Annotated in this window: 16 protein-coding genes; all 16 read left to right on the top strand. The window is 40.5% G+C overall.

Annotation, left to right across the window (positions count from 1 at the left end; translation table 11 throughout):
* The first annotated feature begins 202 nt into the window (after positions 1–202).
* The 16 genes from T8I65_RS06060 to T8I65_RS06135 all read left to right on the top strand — a co-directional run bounded on the left by T8I65_RS06060 (position 203) and on the right by T8I65_RS06135 (position 15,897).
* Complete coding sequence (locus T8I65_RS06060) at positions 203–667, top strand: (2Fe-2S)-binding protein (protein ID WP_322302503.1); 465 nt, start codon at positions 203–205, stop codon at positions 665–667.
* A 21-nt stretch (positions 668–688) separates the two neighbouring features.
* Positions 689–2,953 carry a xanthine dehydrogenase family protein molybdopterin-binding subunit gene (locus tag T8I65_RS06065; RefSeq protein WP_322302504.1) on the top strand — a complete coding sequence of 755 codons (2,265 nt, stop codon included), beginning with the start codon at positions 689–691 and terminating at the stop codon, positions 2,951–2,953.
* Positions 2,954–2,958: 5 nt separating this feature from the next.
* Entirely contained in the window at positions 2,959–3,297 is a 339-nt protein-coding gene (locus tag T8I65_RS06070; RefSeq protein ID WP_322302505.1) for a winged helix-turn-helix domain-containing protein, read from the top strand.
* Positions 3,298–3,377: 80 nt separating this feature from the next.
* Complete coding sequence (locus tag T8I65_RS06075; RefSeq protein WP_322302506.1) at positions 3,378–4,529, top strand: cysteine desulfurase family protein; 1,152 nt, start codon at positions 3,378–3,380, stop codon at positions 4,527–4,529.
* Positions 4,526–5,665 (top strand): XdhC family protein, encoded by a 1,140-nt coding sequence (locus T8I65_RS06080; RefSeq protein ID WP_322302507.1) that lies wholly within the window; start codon positions 4,526–4,528, stop codon positions 5,663–5,665. Before T8I65_RS06075 ends, T8I65_RS06080 begins: the two co-directional genes overlap by 4 nt.
* Before the next feature lie 2 nt (positions 5,666–5,667).
* Complete coding sequence (locus tag T8I65_RS06085) at positions 5,668–6,282, top strand: nucleotidyltransferase family protein (RefSeq protein WP_322302508.1); 615 nt, start codon at positions 5,668–5,670, stop codon at positions 6,280–6,282.
* The gene (locus tag T8I65_RS06090; RefSeq protein WP_322302509.1) at positions 6,272–6,508 is read left to right on the top strand and encodes a MoaD/ThiS family protein; all 237 of its coding nucleotides are present in this window, start codon (positions 6,272–6,274) and stop codon (positions 6,506–6,508) included. The genes T8I65_RS06085 and T8I65_RS06090 overlap by 11 nt, the downstream gene beginning before the upstream one ends.
* On the top strand, positions 6,505–7,515 hold the full coding sequence (locus tag T8I65_RS06095; protein WP_322302510.1) for a HesA/MoeB/ThiF family protein: 1,011 nt from the start codon (positions 6,505–6,507) through the stop codon (positions 7,513–7,515). Before T8I65_RS06090 ends, T8I65_RS06095 begins: the two co-directional genes overlap by 4 nt.
* The gene (locus T8I65_RS06100; RefSeq protein ID WP_322302511.1) at positions 7,508–7,951 is read left to right on the top strand and encodes a molybdenum cofactor biosynthesis protein MoaE; all 444 of its coding nucleotides are present in this window, start codon (positions 7,508–7,510) and stop codon (positions 7,949–7,951) included. Before T8I65_RS06095 ends, T8I65_RS06100 begins: the two co-directional genes overlap by 8 nt.
* Entirely contained in the window at positions 7,951–8,847 is an 897-nt protein-coding gene (gene moaCB, locus T8I65_RS06105) for a bifunctional molybdenum cofactor biosynthesis protein MoaC/MoaB (protein WP_322302512.1), read from the top strand. The genes T8I65_RS06100 and moaCB overlap by 1 nt, the downstream gene beginning before the upstream one ends.
* Complete coding sequence (gene moaA, locus T8I65_RS06110) at positions 8,840–9,832, top strand: GTP 3',8-cyclase MoaA (RefSeq protein WP_322302513.1); 993 nt, start codon at positions 8,840–8,842, stop codon at positions 9,830–9,832. The genes moaCB and moaA overlap by 8 nt, the downstream gene beginning before the upstream one ends.
* The gene (locus tag T8I65_RS06115; RefSeq protein WP_322302514.1) at positions 9,832–10,998 is read left to right on the top strand and encodes a molybdopterin molybdotransferase MoeA; all 1,167 of its coding nucleotides are present in this window, start codon (positions 9,832–9,834) and stop codon (positions 10,996–10,998) included. The genes moaA and T8I65_RS06115 overlap by 1 nt, the downstream gene beginning before the upstream one ends.
* Before the next feature lies 1 nt (position 10,999).
* Positions 11,000–11,755, top strand: a complete 756-nt coding sequence (locus tag T8I65_RS06120) for a sulfite exporter TauE/SafE family protein (protein WP_322302515.1) — start codon at positions 11,000–11,002, stop codon at positions 11,753–11,755.
* A gap of 140 nt (positions 11,756–11,895) precedes the next feature.
* Positions 11,896–12,696 carry a 2Fe-2S iron-sulfur cluster-binding protein gene (locus T8I65_RS06125; protein ID WP_322302516.1) on the top strand — a complete coding sequence of 267 codons (801 nt, stop codon included), beginning with the start codon at positions 11,896–11,898 and terminating at the stop codon, positions 12,694–12,696.
* A 12-nt stretch (positions 12,697–12,708) separates the two neighbouring features.
* On the top strand, positions 12,709–13,695 hold the full coding sequence (locus T8I65_RS06130) for a xanthine dehydrogenase family protein subunit M (RefSeq protein WP_322302517.1): 987 nt from the start codon (positions 12,709–12,711) through the stop codon (positions 13,693–13,695).
* Positions 13,696–13,716: 21 nt separating this feature from the next.
* A complete protein-coding gene (locus T8I65_RS06135; protein ID WP_322302518.1) occupies positions 13,717–15,897 on the top strand; it encodes a xanthine dehydrogenase family protein molybdopterin-binding subunit in 2,181 nt (726 codons plus the stop codon).
* The last annotated feature ends 92 nt before the right edge of the window (positions 15,898–15,989 follow it).

Raw genomic sequence — 15,989 nt, forward strand, 5'->3', positions numbered from 1 at the left:
GGTTTATTCTCAAGTTCCAACTTAATGTTCACTCAGAGAATTAATTAGGACAAATTTAAGTATGTGACTGGCGTTTTAAGTTGATCTAAATCAATAAGACTGGTTAAAATCTTGTTAGACATTATAAGGAATTAGCCAGCTAAAAGTTCTGAATACTGGTTTCGCTTTGAAAAATTGCGTAGTTTTTAGGAAAATTTAAGATATGGCGGTAATTACTCTTAGCATTAATGATAAAGAACATTCTTTTGATATAGATCCTAACACACCATTATTATGGGTTTTGAGAGATCACTTAAATCTTGTAGGTACCAAGTTTGGCTGCGGAATCGCTCAATGTGGCGCCTGCACTGTACATTTTAATGGCAATGCGATAAGATCGTGCCAGTTACCCATATCTTCGGCAGCAGGGAATAAGATCACTACTATTGAAGGTCTATCTGAAAACGGAGACCATCCAGTGCAGAAGGCCTGGTTAGAACATGATGTTCCGCAGTGTGGATACTGCCAGGCTGGGCAGATCATGTCTGCAACTGCACTGCTGAACCGGAATCCAACTCCTACAGATTCTGAAATAGAGAATGCTATGAATGGGAATATTTGTAGATGTGGAACCTATACCCGGATCAAAGCAGCCATTAAAACCGCATCCAGTTCTCAGAAAGTTTAATTATAGTCAAAGAAGATCAACATGAATAAAATAAAAACAAGATTTGGGCGTAGATCCTTTATAAAGAGTGTCTCTATCGCGAGTGGCGGACTAATAATTGGCTTTAACTGGATGGCTTGTAAAGGCCCGGCCAACGAAGGTAGTGAAGAACTGGCGATGCAAATGCCAGATGAATGGTTCGAGTTGAACGGCTATCTTAAAATTGGGGATAATGGTATCGTAACCATCTATTCACCAAACCCTGAAATTGGACAGAATGTAAAGACTTCCATGCCTATGATCGTGGCAGAGGAACTTGATGTAGACTGGAATAATGTAATTGTAGAGCAGGCTCCGCTTAATACTGAAATTTTCACGAGGCAACTTGCAGGTGGAAGTCAATCTATAAGACAGGGCTGGCAATCTTTAAGAACAGCTGGTGCCACTGCAAGACATATGCTGGTTGCAGCGGCAGCAAAACAGTGGGAAGTCCCTCAGGAAGAAATTACGGTAAACAATGGTATCATCGAACACGCCAAATCCGGACAGAAAATTGGATTTGGAGATATTGCAAAATCGGCAGCCTCTATTGAAGTTCCGGAGGAAGTAAACTTAAAGGAAAATACAGATTTTAAGATTATTGGTACATCCAGAAAGAACGTAGATGCGAGGAAGATCGTAACCGGACAACCTTTGTATGGACTAGACACCCAAAGAGATGGAATGCTTATCGCAATGGTGATGCAGCCGCCAGCCTTTGGAATGGAATTTAAAAATATGAATGCTGAAAAGGCCAAAGGCCTACCCGGTATTACTGATATTTTTACTATCGATACCTATCCTGAAGATATGGAGAAGGAATGGAGCGATGTTGGTTCATTCTCGAAACTTGTGGTTATCGTTGGAGAAACCACCTGGCAGGTGATGCAGGCAAGAAAAGAACTGGATGTTGAATGGGATCTAAATCCTGAACTTACCAAAGAAATCGAAATTCTGGAGAAGTCGGCTGGAATGCAGGATGCAAGCGGACTCGAAAGTAGCGATGTTCATAACTCATTAATGGTAGAAGCGGGTAGTAAAAATGCTGAAGTTGTAAGGAAAGATGGAGATCCTGAAAAAGCATTTAAAAATGCGGCGAGAGTGATCGAGAGGTCTTATACCTGCCCGTTCCTGGCGCATAATTGTATGGAACCAATGAATTTTTTCGCAAATGTTTCCAATGGGAAAGCAGAATTAATTGGTCCTATACAAACTCCGGAATATGCTGAAAAAAGCGTACAAAAGCGTCTTGGGTTGGATCTTGAGAATATTGATATTCAGATGACGCGAATGGGCGGAGGCTTTGGAAGAAGACTTTACGGTCATTTTCTGGTCGAAGCAGCGGTGATTTCAGAAAAGGTGGGTGCACCTATCAAACTCGTGTATACACGTGAAGATGACATGACCAATGGTGTTTACCGGCCGGCTTATCATGTAACTTATAAGGCTGCATTGGATGCTAATAATCAACTAACTGCTTTCCATGTAAATGCGGGAGGTATTCCTGAAAGTCCGCTTTTCGCCAATAGATTTCCGGCAGGAGCTATTGATAATTACCTAGCAGAAAGCTGGGTGGTCGACTCCAATATTTCTGTTGGAGCTTTTAGAGCACCAAGGTCGAATTTTATTGCCGGAGCCGAGCAATCTTTTCTCGATGAACTTGCTGAAGAAATGGGGAAGGACCCTATAGAATTCAGATTAGAAATGCTGAAAAAGGCGAAAAGTAAGCCAGTTGGTGAAAACAACGATTACGATCCGGAAAGATATGCCGGGGTTTTAAAACTGGCCAGGGATAAATCAGGCTGGAATTCGAATTCAACAATGGCCAGAGGGGTTTCGGCTTATTACTGTCATAATTCTTATGTTGCCCAGATCCTCGATATGACCGTTGAAAATAATCAGCCTCTTATAGATAAAGTGACCTGCGCTGTGGACTGCGGAATCGTGGTAAATCCTGAAGCTGCTAAGAACATGGTGGAAGGCGGTACTATCGATGGAATTGGTCATGCTTTATTCAGCGAAATGACCTTTGCTGAAGGTATTCCGCAACAAAGCAATTTTGATGGCTACCGACTTATAAGACATAAAGAAGCTCCTAAAAAGATTGATGTTCATTTCGTAGAGAACGGTATCGATCCAACAGGTTTGGGAGAGCCGCCTTTCCCGCCTGTTCAGGGAGCATTGGCGAATGCCTTATACAAGGCGACCGGAAAAAGGTTTTATAAGCAACCGTTTATCACCGGTTTGCAGGGCGATCTTAAGACCTGATGTCCATGAAAAGTATCAAGGTGAAATGCTGGATCGAGACTAATGGAGATAAATTCTATGGTCCCGGTCCGCATGAATTACTTCAGAATATCAAAGCTGAAGGTAGTTTGTCCAAAGCAGCAGAAAAGATGCAGTTATCATATCGCAAAGCCTGGGATATTGTTCAGCAGTTAAATAAGCATTCCGAAAAACCTTTGGTAATATTAAGAAAGGGTGGAAAGACCGGTGGTGGTGCTGAGGTTACTATGTATGCAAAAGCAGTAATGGAAGCTTACAATAAACTTCAGAAAAAACTACAGGAAGTCTCAGAAGAAGAAAAACAGCTGCTTGAAATCTTAAATTAAAACTAAAACTGAGAAATTTAAAGCCTTGTTTCATAGTTTTAAAGTCCGATATATATTTAAATACATAACGCTTAAAGCATTTGATACAACCCGCGAAAATATATCTTGATTATAATGCCACCACCCCGGTTCGAAAAGAGGTGCTGGAAAAGATGCTGCCATATTTCACTCAGAATTTTGCAAATCCTCATAGTGATCATGCATTTGGTTGGGATGCCAGTGAGGCATTGGAACGGGCAAGAAAGCAGGTGGCAAATTTGATCAATTCCAAAACTTCAGAAATCACTTTTACTTCAGGAGCTACGGAAGCTGCTAATCTTGCTTTGCTTGGGTTTGCAAAAGAAAACAGAAACAAAGGAAAACATATAATTAGTTGTAAAACGGAGCATAAAGCTATTCTGGAAACACTGAATGCGCTTGAGAATGATGGGTATGAAATTAGTTATGTTGAGGTCAATTGTGACGGAATAGTGGATTTGAAACATTTTCAAAGTTTGTTGCGACCAGATACCAGTATGGCAGTGATGATGCTGGCTAATAATGAAACTGGTGTAATTCAGGATATCACTAAAATTTCAGAATTGGCGCATCAGAATGGTAGCGTGTTAATGAGCGATATCACTCAGGCAGTCGGTAAAATTGACGTTGATTTAAAAGCTCTGGGAATAGATCTCGCAATTTTTTCGTCTCATAAGATTTACGGACCTAAAGGAGCAGGTTCATTATATAGTTCCTCGAGAATCGACTTAACCAGGTACATGTATGGAGGGAATCAGGAAAATGGAATTAGGCCTGGAACTGTGAATGTTCCGGCAATAGTAGGATTTGGTTCTGCTGCGGAATTGTCAAAAAAGGAATTGCAGGAAACTTCAGAAGAACTTTTATTGCTACGTAATAATTTTGAAGAGCAGCTTCAAGGTTTGGAGAATATCCAGATAAATGCCAGAGATCAGGATCGACTTCCAAATACCATTAGTTTTAGCGTTCACAATGTTGAAGGAGATGCATTCTATCGCAGAATGAACAGGATCGCGATCTCAAGAGGTTCAGCCTGCACTTCCAATATAATCGAAGCTTCGCATGTCCTGACTGCTATGGGATTTGAAAAGAGTCTGGCGCTGGCTACCTATCGTGTTAGTCTGGGTAAAACTACAACGCAGCAAGAGCTGAACCTGGCATTTGAAAATATTCAAACTGCGATCAATAGTATGAGAAAAACGAGCCTGGTATGAGAGAAATGGAAGCAATTGTAGCAGAATATAACAAGCTGAAAAATGAGGAAATATCCTGCGTTCTGGCGACCGTGGTTCATGTGGAAGGTTCTTCTTATCGCAGAGCTGGTGCGAGAATGTTAGTAGATGAATTCGGCAATCTCACCGGGGCTATTAGTGGTGGATGTCTCGAAGGCGATGCACTTCGAAAAGCTCTACACGCTATGCATCAGCAGAAGAATAAATTGGTTACTTATGATACCAGTGATGAGAATGATGCAGTAATTGGCGCACAATTAGGGTGTAATGGAATTATTAAGGTATTATTTGAAGCAATTGATTTTGAAAATGGAAAAAATGCTTGTGAATTACTTCAAATTGTAACAAAAACCGATAGAAAAGCTTCAATTCTGGTGGAATTCGACCTGGAAGAAACCAGTTTCCAACCTGGAACCACTGCTTTGATATATTCTGAAGATAAAATGTTCACTTCAGCTGAAATAGATCAAGAAGTGTTAATTGAAGCTTCAGAAGTTATTCAGAATAAGCGATCTACTATTCTGAAGTTGGAGCGAAACGGAACCAGCAGAATTAACTATATCCAGTTTTATGATCCACCGGTTAAGCTGGTTTTGATAGGTGCGGGGAATGATGCAATGGTCCTGGCTAGCCAGGCAGAACTTCTGGGGTGGAAGATCATTATAGCAGATGGGAGACCAACTCATGCGAATATAGAACGATTTTCCTCAGGTTGCCAGGTGATCGTGAGCAGGCCGGAAGAAACTTTAGAGAATATTGAGATTGATGAAAGAACCTGTTTTGCACTTATGAGTCATAATTATAATTATGATCTCGCAGTCCTTAAATTATTGCTTAATAAAAGAGAAGTTCCTTATATAGGTATTCTGGGTCCGCTTAAAAAATGGGAACGTATGAAGAATGATCTGGATCACGCAGGGATACAAATCTCCAATGTCGATGAGGAACGAATTCATGCACCAATAGGCTTTGAACTGGGAGCTGAAACACCAGCCGAGATTGGTTTGTCCATTTTAGCAGAAATCCAGGCAGTACTAACCGCTTCCAGCGCTAAATCTTTGAAATATAAAAACTCGCCAATTCACGAAAGGACAACTTCAGAAACATTGAGTATTTAGAGATGAGTAGTAAAAGATCAAATATTGCCGTTCTAATTCTCGCTGCAGGTTCTAGTAAGCGATTGGGAAAGCCAAAACAATTGGTGAAATTCAAGAATAAAACGCTGCTACAGCATAGTATCGATGTTTCAGAAAATTTAAACCTTTCAGAAAGAATAATTGTTCTAGGCGCGAATTGGAAAAAAATATTAAATGAGGTTGAACTGAAAAATCATAAACTTTTAATCAATAGCAACTGGCAGGAAGGCATGTCGACAAGCCTTAAAAAAGGACTGGAAGAAATTCAAAATTTGCATCCTGCTATTGAGAATGTACTCGTATTATTATCAGACCAACCATTTATAAGTGAGTCGTTTTTAAAGAAATTTATAAATACACACTTTACAGCAAATTGCCTGGCAACTTTTTCAGAATACCGAGAAATTCCAGGTGTCCCAGCAATATTTTCCAGCAAAATCTTCCCTGACCTTATGAAGATCGAAGGTGATCGTGGTGCAAGAGACCTGATTAAGAACGGACTTACTAATTATCAATTGGTGCCATTCGAGAAAGGTATTGTAGATATTGATACTGAAAAAGATTTGCAATTTTTAAAACAACTAGAGCATGAAGCTTAAACTTAAATACTTCGGAAAACTCGCTGAAACTGCAGGCTTACAGGAAGAATATAAAGAATTGGAGAGTGCAGATACATTGGCAGAACTCAAAAGAATAGTATTCGAGGAATATAAATTTGATGATTCTGAAACAATTCAGGTAGCAGTGAATCAGCAACTTGATGAATATAAAACTTTAAAAGAAGGAGACGAGATCGCATTTCTACCTCCTTTCGCAGGAGGATGAGATACGACAGGCAAATAGCTTTGGATGATATTGGGATTTCCGGACAGGAAAAGCTCAGGAATGCCAGTATTCTAATCGTTGGGATGGGCGGTCTTGGCTGTCCCGCCGCAACTTATCTTGCTGGAGCTGGGATAGGCCGACTTGGCTTGCTTGATCACGACAGCGTGTCTATCACAAATCTGCACAGGCAAACATTATATGCTGAGGCTGATACTGGTAAGAAAAAAGTAGAGGTTGCTGCCGAAAAATTACGGGCATTGAATTCAGAAGTTTGCCTGGAGATCTACGATGAAAGGCTGACTATTTCTAATGCCCGCCAACTAATCGCCAATTACGACCTGATCATTGACGGGACCGATAATTTTGAAACTAAGTATTTGATCAACGATACCTGCTTACTGGAAGACAAAGCCTGGATCTACGCTTCGGTCTATAAACATGAAGGTCAGTGTTCTGTTTTCAATTATAATAATGGACCAAGTTACCGATGTTTATTTCCGAAGATAGCACGTGAAAATATAAGTTGTGAAATTACGGGAACCCTTGGCATGTTACCTGGAATTTTCGGAATGTACCAGGCCATGGAAGCTGTGAAAATCATCCTGGGAACCGGAACGATATTATCTGGAAAACTTAAACTTCAGAATTTAATGCTTCAACAGGATCAACTTATTGAGATAAAAAAACGACCGGAGCAGATCACAATGATACTGGAAAAAGGTATTCAAAGTATGGCCACTAACTGTGTTTTGAAAGATACAGATCAGTTTTACCTGGATGTTCGAGAATTGCATGAAGAGCCGTTGATCGAATCTAAAAATGTACTTAGAATCCCACTTCAGCAATTAGAGGAACGGGTGGAAGAAATTCCGAAGGATAAAGAGGTACAGGTATTTTGCCAGTCTGGAATTAGAAGCCTACGTGCAAAGGAGTTATTAGAAAATAAATTCCATTTTGGGAATCTTAAAAATGTTTCCGGTGGAGTTCAAACAATTATAAATGGATAAGAAAAAACCTAAGAAGGTATTTGTACAAGGAGCAATTCCTCCTGAAAAGATCGCGAAATCCATCGCGAATCATCAGTCCAAAACCAATATTGGTGCACATAGTATCTTTCTTGGTCAGATTCGGGCAGATGAGGTGGATGGTAAAATAGTTCAAGCCATAGAATATAGTGCCTATGAAGAAATGGCGGAACAGGTTTTTCATGAAATAAGGGAAAAAGCTTTCTCAAAGTTCGATATCACCTGCGCTCATATTTATCATAGTAAGGGTAGGGTAAATTCGGGAGAGATTTGTTTGTTCGTTTTTACGTCTTCGGCTCATCGAAAGATAGCGATAGAGGCATGTAATTTTTTCGTGGAAGAGATCAAAGCGAAAGTACCCATCTTTGGAAAAGAACTTTTTGAGGACGATTCTCACCAATGGAAAGTAAATAAATAATGGTAGACATAACACACAAAATAAATACCCTGAGAGAAGCAACAGCCTTGGCGGTTGTGAAAACTTCTTCGGAAGAGACTATCAATGCGATTCGAAATAATACGGTGCCTAAAGGAAATGTTTTCGAAATGGCTAAAGCTGCCGGACTTTTAGGGGTGAAGAAAACTCCTGATTTGCTTCCAGATTGTCATCCTTTGCCTATCGAATATACTGGTATTCAATATGAGATTAAGGATCTTGAGATCCATATTTCGGTAGAGGTGAAAACGATCTACAAAACCGGTGTTGAGGTCGAAGCTATGCATGGAGCCAGTATCGTCGCGCTGACCTTATACGATATGCTGAAACCCATCGATAAAAAGGTGGAAATTGGCAGTATAAAATTGCAGCAAAAGAAAGGCGGTAAATCCTCCTTTAAGATCAATTCTGAAGGGATTACGGCCAGTGTGATTGTATGTTCCGATACTATTTCGAAAGGGAATGGTGAGGATAAGGCTGGAGAAGTGATCCTTTCCAAACTGAAGGATTTGAACATTCCTGGCACAAAATCCATCATTGCAGATGAACCTTCAGAAATTAAAACAGCTTTGGAAAACGCCGAAGGAAACCTGGTAATTTTCACAGGTGGAACTGGGGTAAGCGATCGGGATAATACTCCCGAGATAATTAGCAAGATGTTGGACAAAAATATACCCGGTGTAGAAGAACAGATTAGAAGTTATGGACAACAACGTATGCCCTTTGCTATGCTGTCAAGATCTGTAGCAGGTGTAATGAACGGAAAGCTTGTACTTGCGTTTCCAGGTTCCACCAAAGGCGCTGCAGAATGCATGGATGCCATATTTCCGCATGTTTTGCATGCGTTCAAAGTTTTAGAAGGAAAGAGACATGATTGAAGAAAGAAAGCAGATCGTAGACAATTTTGGTAGGCCACATACCTACTTGAGGATCTCACTTACAGATCGCTGTAATTTGAGGTGCTTTTATTGTATGCCAGAAGATGGAATTCAGCTAATGGATAAACCCAGTATTATGACCCTGGAAGAGATTATTAGCCTGGCGACCAGCTTTAGAGACCTTGGAGTAGATACCATTCGGCTTACGGGTGGAGAACCTCTGGTTCGGAAGAATTTTGGGCATCTCGTGGAGGAACTTTCCAAATTGGGAGTGACCTTAAAGATCACCACTAATGGTATTGTACTGCATAAATACCTGGATCTTTTTCAGAAAATAGGTTTAAAAAAGATCAATTTCAGCCTTGATACCCTAGATAAGGCAAGGTCGATTTTTATAACAAAGCGAGACTTTTACGACCGTATTATGCAGAACCTGGAGAAGGCGCTTGAAATGGGTATGCAAATCAAGATTAATATCGTGCTGATAAAAGGAGTAAATGATGCCGAGATCAATGATTTTATTGCACTTACAAAGCATAAGAATCTGGTTGTAAAATTCATAGAATTTATGCCTTTTAAAGGAAATGAATGGGACTGGAGTAAGGGAGTAAGTAAACAGGAAATACTGGATACGGTCGAGAAAAAATTTGGAGAGATAGAAGTACTCGAAAATCCTAAGCATAGTACCAGTACAAATTTCAAAGTGGTAGGTCATACTGGAAGCTTTGCCATTGTTAGCACGATCACCAATCCTTTTTGCAGCGAATGTAACCGGATTAGAGTTACTGCCGATGGAAAAATGAAAAACTGCCTGTTTGCCAATTCTGAAACCGATCTACTCAGTCCTATGCGGGCAGGTGAAGAATTAAGTCCGATTATTTTAAACGCTATTAAATCCAAGAAACATAGCCGGGATGGTATGGATGTGAAGATGGATGCAGAGCATTATGAACAAAACCGGTCTATGATCTCAATAGGAGGATAATGGTAGAAATTCAGGAAGCATTAGAAATTATTAGATCACAGCATGTACAGCTGGATACTGAAGTAGTGGGTCTTAAAGATTCACTTGACAGAGTTTTGGCTGAAGATCTAAAAGCAGACATCGATCTGCCGGGTTTCGATAATTCGGCTATGGATGGTTATGCTTTGGGTGGTCTTCAGCAGGAATATAAGGTCGTTGGTGAAGTTGCTGCAGGTGATTCGAAAGAGTTCATACTTAAGAACGGTGAAGCAGTTCGAATCTTTACCGGTGCAAAAGTTCCGGAAGGTACTTCTGCAGTGATCATGCAGGAAAAAACGGAGGTTAAACAGAACTTACTTATTCTTGAGGTGTTACCAAAAGATGGCCAATGTATTCGAAAAAAAGGTGAAGAGCTAAATAAAGGTGAGCTGGTATTTAGCAAGTCGTACCAAATTACTGCTGCCGGAATTGGAATGCTAGGTAGTCTTGGGCTCAATAAAGTAAAAGTATTTAAGAAACCCGTCATTCAATTGATCACCACCGGGAATGAACTGGTCGCTCCCGGAGAATCATTGCATGCTGGGCAGATCTACGAATCCAACAGTGGTGCTATAGAAGCGGCATTGAAAAGCAAAGGATTTTCCAGTTCAGCAAGCAGGAAGATCAATGATGATTTTGAATTGATCAAAACTGGAATTTCGGAAGCTTTAGAAAATACGGAGGTACTCATTCTTTCAGGAGGAATTTCGGTGGGAGATTACGATTTTGTAAAGCAGGCACTGGAAGAAAACGGGGTAGTGGAGCTATTCTATAAGGTGAAGCAAAAGCCCGGAAAACCTTTATATTTTGGAAGGAAAGGAAACCAATTTGTATTTGCGCTGCCTGGAAATCCCGCGTCTTCTCTTAGTTGTTTTTATATCTATGTATTACCGCTTTTACAAAAGCTTAGCGGACTTCCAGGTAAAGGCTTGCTAGAACTCAATTTGCCAATTTTCAGCGATTTTCACAACAGGGGAGACCGTCCAGTCTTTCTGAAAGCTAATATTGACAATAATTTTGTAGAGATTCTAAACGCACAGGGATCTTCAATGATAGGTTCAATGGCAAAAGGAAATGCACTGGCATTTGTTGAAGCCAATGAAAAAATAGGGAAAGGATCATTAATTAAAACATTTTTGATCTCCTAACATGCCTCTGGAATACCTGCCATTGTTATTTTTCTTAATCGCGCTATTCTATAGTTCGGTAGGGTTTGGTGGAGGTTCCAGTTACCTGGCCATACTAAGCCTCGTCATGACCGATTTCTATGAGATTCGTTCTACCGCTTTAATATTGAATATCTGCGTTGTTTCTATCAGCACCGTTGTTTTTGCGCGAAATGGTGTATTAAAACCTCGTATTCTATGGCCATTTTTTGTACTGAGTATTCCCCTTGCCTACGTGGGTGCGCAGATAAAATTATCACAGGATATTTTCTTTATAATTTTAGGATTTGCACTTCTAATGGCAGGCGTTTTTATGTGTCTCCGCTTTTGGAAATCTCCGCATGTAACTACGGAATTCAACAATTTTAAAAAGGCAATTTTAGGCGGAGGTATTGGATTATTATCAGGTATTTCCGGAATTGGTGGTGGAATTTTCCTTTCGCCTGTACTCAACCTAATGAGGTGGAAGGATGCACGTATCATCGCCTCCCTGGCTTCAGTATTTATACTCGTAAATAGTATCGCTGGATTAGTGGGACTACATATGGCTGATACTTTTAAACTTGAGACAGATCTGCTTTTGAAATTAATCATAGCTGTAGTTTTAGGGGGAATAATTGGTTCTTATCTAAGCAGTAAAAAATTCAATTTGAGGCTACTCGGAATATTGACTGCTGTCCTGGTATTTTATGTTGGACTGCGACTTATCTTAAAGTTCGGACTTGATTTAAGCATCTGATATTTTCTATTTAATAATAAACTTTGGTTAAAAAGAATTGCGATTGGTTCGTTAACGCTCGCTGTTAACAGTTCAGTAACATTTCCCAAGTCTTATTTCTGTAATTTTAAAGGGTAGACTTACCTCCAAAAAATAATTACATGAAAGATTTAGATAAGTGGAATGCCAAGGTTGAGGCAGATGACTTCACCGATGATGAAAAGAAGGTTTTTGATGAAATGGGGCTGAAAGGCACTTCAAGGAGAACCTTTTTAAAGCAGGTCTCAGTGGCAAGTATGAGTCTCTGGGCAACTTCATATTTTACTAATGATCTGTTTGCTAGCACTATGGAAGACCTTCCGGAAGAAGCACGGGTTTTATTAAATGAAGTAAAAGTGAATTTGCGAGTGAATGATATGAGCAAACCACTAAATATCGATTCTAGAATGAGTCTGCTCGATGCACTCAGGGAGCGGCTTGCTCTTACCGGTACAAAAAAAGGTTGTGACCATGGGCAATGTGGTGCATGTACAGTAATGATCGATGGTAAAAGAAAACTTTCCTGTTTGACTCTTGCAGCAACCTGCGACGAAAAAGAGATCACCACAGTAGAAGGTCTTGCCAGCGATGGAAAACTTCATCCTATGCAGGAAGCTTTTGTGAAACATGACGGCTACCAATGCGGATATTGTACTCCTGGACAGGTTTGTTCTTCTGTAGCATTACTGGAAGAAGCTAAGAATGGGGAAGCCAGTTATTTAACTGAAGATCTGAAAACTATCAAAAAAGACCTCAAACTTTCCGAAGCAGAAATCAGAGAGCGTATGTCTGGAAATATTTGCCGTTGTGGTGCTTATAATAATATTGTACAGGCCTTTAAGGAGGTTCATTCCGGAGATAGTGAAATGCCAACCTGGGAATTTGCTACCCAGGAACAAATGAAAAATGTAAAGAACGCTTAATACCAACCAGATATGAGACCATTCACTTATACGAATGCCAAAAATACACAGGAAGCTTTGCAGGAAACTACTGCAACGACACATTACCTGGCCGGAGGAACTAATCTGGTGGATCTAATGAAAGAAGATGTAGAACGTCCCGATCAATTAGTGGATGTAAATAATCTTGAATTCAATAAAATTGAAAAGAATCAATCTGGAGGCTGGAGTCTTGGAGCGATGCTAAATAACTCTGATACTGCGAATCATCCGGATATCCGTCAGAATTATCCGTTACTATCCATGGCTATGCTATCTGCTGCGACTGCACAGATCAGGAATATGGCTACTAATGGAGGTAACTTACTACAGAGAACCAGATGTCCCTATTTCTTCGAGACTTCAATGCCCTGCAATAAAAGGGAACCAGGTTCTGGTTGTGGCGCAATTGATGGAATGAATGCAGTACACGCAATTTTTGGTTATAGCAAGGAATGTATCGCTACACATCCTTCAGATATGTGCGTTGCCCTTGCCGCTATGGGAGCTGAAGTTGAAGTTCAAAAGACAGACGGTTCCAGTCGCAAAATTCCATTCAACGAGTTCCATAGGTTGCCGGGTGATAGACCTGAAAAAGATACTACCCTCGAAGAAGGAGAATTGATAACTGAGATACATTTATCTTCTCCGGAGTTTTCGGATAATTACTATTACCTGAAGATTCGAGAGCGTTCAAGTTATGCTTTTGCGCTTATTTCAGTGGCAGCTGGATTATCCATTCAAAATGGGATGATTTCCAAAGTTGGTCTGGCCATGGGTGGAGTTGCTCACAAACCCTGGAAACTTTCAGAAGCTGAAGATTTTCTTAAGGGTAAAAATGCGAATACAGAAAATTTCGAGAAGGCGGCAGAGCTGGCTTTAAAAGACGCTAAACCATTTGAGAAGAATAAATATAAGGTCGAGATGGGTAAGAAAGCTATAGTGCGGGCACTCGAGCAGGCTACAAATCGAACAGCATAACCAATTTCAAAAATTTATAAGATGAAGACAATGAACAAAACTGGAGTTGGTGCAGCGATAGACCGGGTAGAAGGACATTTGAAGGTTACCGGGAAAGCTACCTATGCTTCAGAATTTCCTATAGAAAATAAAGTTTACGCACAGGGTATTAATAGCACCATTGCAAAAGGAACTATTGTTTCTGTAGACACTACTGAAGCTGAAAATGCTGCCGGCGTACTGGCGGTAATTACCCACAAGAACGCTGAAAAGCTTAACGATTTCAAGAAAGATCGCTATCAGATCGCTACAGATACTATTGCACCGGTGCTTCAGAGCAATAAAGTGCATTATTACGGCGAGTATGTAGGAGTTGTGGTTGCTGAAACTTTCGAGCAGGCTCAATATGCTGCGAGACTGGTTAAATTCGAATATAGTAAGGCAAGCGATCCTGCGATACATTTTGATAAACAACGGGATAATGCATTTTTTCCGAGTGAGGATTCAGATTATTCTCGTGGTGATATGGATAAAGGGCTTGCTGAAGCAGATGAGGTGATCGAGCAGACGTATATAACGCCGATCGAACATCATCATCCCATGGAACTTCATGCGGTGATTGCCGAGTGGAATAATGGGAAGGTGACTGCTTATGCTAGTCAGCAAATGGTGGAAGATGCAACTATTGCTATTTCAGATACTTTCCAGATTCCGCAGAAGGATGTGAGAGTGATCGCGGCATATGTTGGTGGAGGATTTGGTTCCAAACTTAATGTAGAGCGGCATGTAACTCTGGCGGTTATGGCGGCTAAGAAGGTGGGCAGGCCTGTGCAGGTTACAGTAACCAGAACCCAGATGTTCACTAATACAGGTCTTAGACAGAAGAATGAGCAAACGATGAAGATTGGTGCTAAAAAGGATGGAACCATGACAGCCTTATCTCATGATACCCTGTCGCATACTTCACCTAATCTTGTTTACCAGGAACCCTGCGGAATGGTTTCAAAAATGCTTTACAACAGTCCGAATGCCAAGGTGACCGAGCGACTGATGCCCATGAACCTGCAAACACCGTTTGCCATGAGAGCTCCGGGAGAAGCAACTGGAAGTTTTGCACTGGAATCTGCAATGGATGAAATGGCCTGGAAGTTAAAGATGGATCCTTTAGAGTTCAGGATCAAGAATGATACTCAAACAGATCTTCATAAGAATCAACCTTTCTCCTCCCGATTACTGGTAGAATGTTTGCGCATTGGCGCTGAAAAATTTGGGTGGAAAGATCGTAAGGATCAACCTCGAACTAATGTAAAAGGAAACTGGCTTGTAGGCTATGGTGTTAGTGCGGCTTCCAGAAATTCACCTTATCGTAAAACTCACGCAAAAGTACTTCTGGAACTTGTTAAAGATAAGGTAGAAGCAACTATTCAAATGGATGCGACCGATATTGGTACAGGCACTTATACGATCGTAGCTCAAACTGCTGCGGAATATCTTGGAATTCCAGTAGAACAGGTCAAAGTAGAACTTGGAGACTCTAACTTCCCCGTAACTCCTGGGTCTGGAGGATCGTGGGGTGCTGCATCTTATTGTAATGGAGCAAGAGCTGCCTGCGAAAATGCAGTCATGAATCTAAAAGACAATAGAAGTATTCCTAAAGATCAGGAAGTTGCCCTAACTGAACTTTTAAAGCAGAACCAGATTACCAAATTTGAAATGACCGGAATGGCCGAGCCTTCTACGGAATTTGAAAAGCATTCTGTATTCTCTTTTGGTGCTAACTTCGCAGAAGTGTGGGTAGATAAAGACACAGGAATGTGGAGGATCGAAAGAATGGTAAATGTTGGTGCTGCCGGAAAAATTCTAAATCCAAAAACTGCATACGGACAAATAATTGGTGGTCTCACCATGGGTGCTGGAATGGCTATAGCCGAAAAAACAGATGTTGAACCAAATTTCGGAAATTTCATTACCCGTTCCTTTGCAGATTATCATGTACCAGTCAACCTTGATATGGCGAACATTGACGTTATCTTTCTTCCAGAAGAAGATAAGATTGCTAACAAAATGGGAATCAAAGGAATCGGGGAACTTGGAATTACCAGTGTCGCCGCTTCACTATCGAATGCCATTTTTAATGCTACTGGTAAAAGAATGCGAGAGCTACCCATTACACCTGAAAAACTAATAGAAGCACCGCTAGAACCCGGTGTTCAGGAAGTTTAAAATTACAACCCGGAAGATATTCTGGGTTTTTTTATGACTAATGAGAGTTTAACAACTGTTAATTAAGATGTAAACTATCATATATTAATAGT

It is taken from the genome of Christiangramia sp. OXR-203 (genome assembly GCF_034372165.1).
Classification (GTDB): Bacteria; Bacteroidota; Bacteroidia; order Flavobacteriales; family Flavobacteriaceae; genus Christiangramia.

What these genes read in the sequence shown, in the direction of transcription:
- T8I65_RS06125 (WP_322302516.1), top strand. Translation starts at nt 11,896, where the DNA reads ATGAAAGATTTAGATAAGTGGAATGCCAAGGTTGAGGCAGATGACTTC.
- T8I65_RS06100 (WP_322302511.1), top strand. Translation starts at nt 7,508, where the DNA reads ATGGATAAGAAAAAACCTAAGAAGGTATTTGTACAAGGAGCAATTCCT.
- moaCB (WP_322302512.1), top strand. Translation starts at nt 7,951, where the DNA reads ATGGTAGACATAACACACAAAATAAATACCCTGAGAGAAGCAACAGCC.
- T8I65_RS06065 (WP_322302504.1), top strand. Translation starts at nt 689, where the DNA reads ATGAATAAAATAAAAACAAGATTTGGGCGTAGATCCTTTATAAAGAGT.
- T8I65_RS06095 (WP_322302510.1), top strand. Translation starts at nt 6,505, where the DNA reads ATGAGATACGACAGGCAAATAGCTTTGGATGATATTGGGATTTCCGGA.
- T8I65_RS06090 (WP_322302509.1), top strand. Translation starts at nt 6,272, where the DNA reads ATGAAGCTTAAACTTAAATACTTCGGAAAACTCGCTGAAACTGCAGGC.
- T8I65_RS06130 (WP_322302517.1), top strand. Translation starts at nt 12,709, where the DNA reads ATGAGACCATTCACTTATACGAATGCCAAAAATACACAGGAAGCTTTG.
- T8I65_RS06085 (WP_322302508.1), top strand. Translation starts at nt 5,668, where the DNA reads ATGAGTAGTAAAAGATCAAATATTGCCGTTCTAATTCTCGCTGCAGGT.
- T8I65_RS06135 (WP_322302518.1), top strand. Translation starts at nt 13,717, where the DNA reads ATGAAGACAATGAACAAAACTGGAGTTGGTGCAGCGATAGACCGGGTA.
- T8I65_RS06080 (WP_322302507.1), top strand. Translation starts at nt 4,526, where the DNA reads ATGAGAGAAATGGAAGCAATTGTAGCAGAATATAACAAGCTGAAAAAT.
- T8I65_RS06060 (WP_322302503.1), top strand. Translation starts at nt 203, where the DNA reads ATGGCGGTAATTACTCTTAGCATTAATGATAAAGAACATTCTTTTGAT.
- moaA (WP_322302513.1), top strand. Translation starts at nt 8,840, where the DNA reads ATGATTGAAGAAAGAAAGCAGATCGTAGACAATTTTGGTAGGCCACAT.
- T8I65_RS06120 (WP_322302515.1), top strand. Translation starts at nt 11,000, where the DNA reads ATGCCTCTGGAATACCTGCCATTGTTATTTTTCTTAATCGCGCTATTC.
- T8I65_RS06070 (WP_322302505.1), top strand. Translation starts at nt 2,959, where the DNA reads ATGAAAAGTATCAAGGTGAAATGCTGGATCGAGACTAATGGAGATAAA.
- T8I65_RS06115 (WP_322302514.1), top strand. Translation starts at nt 9,832, where the DNA reads ATGGTAGAAATTCAGGAAGCATTAGAAATTATTAGATCACAGCATGTA.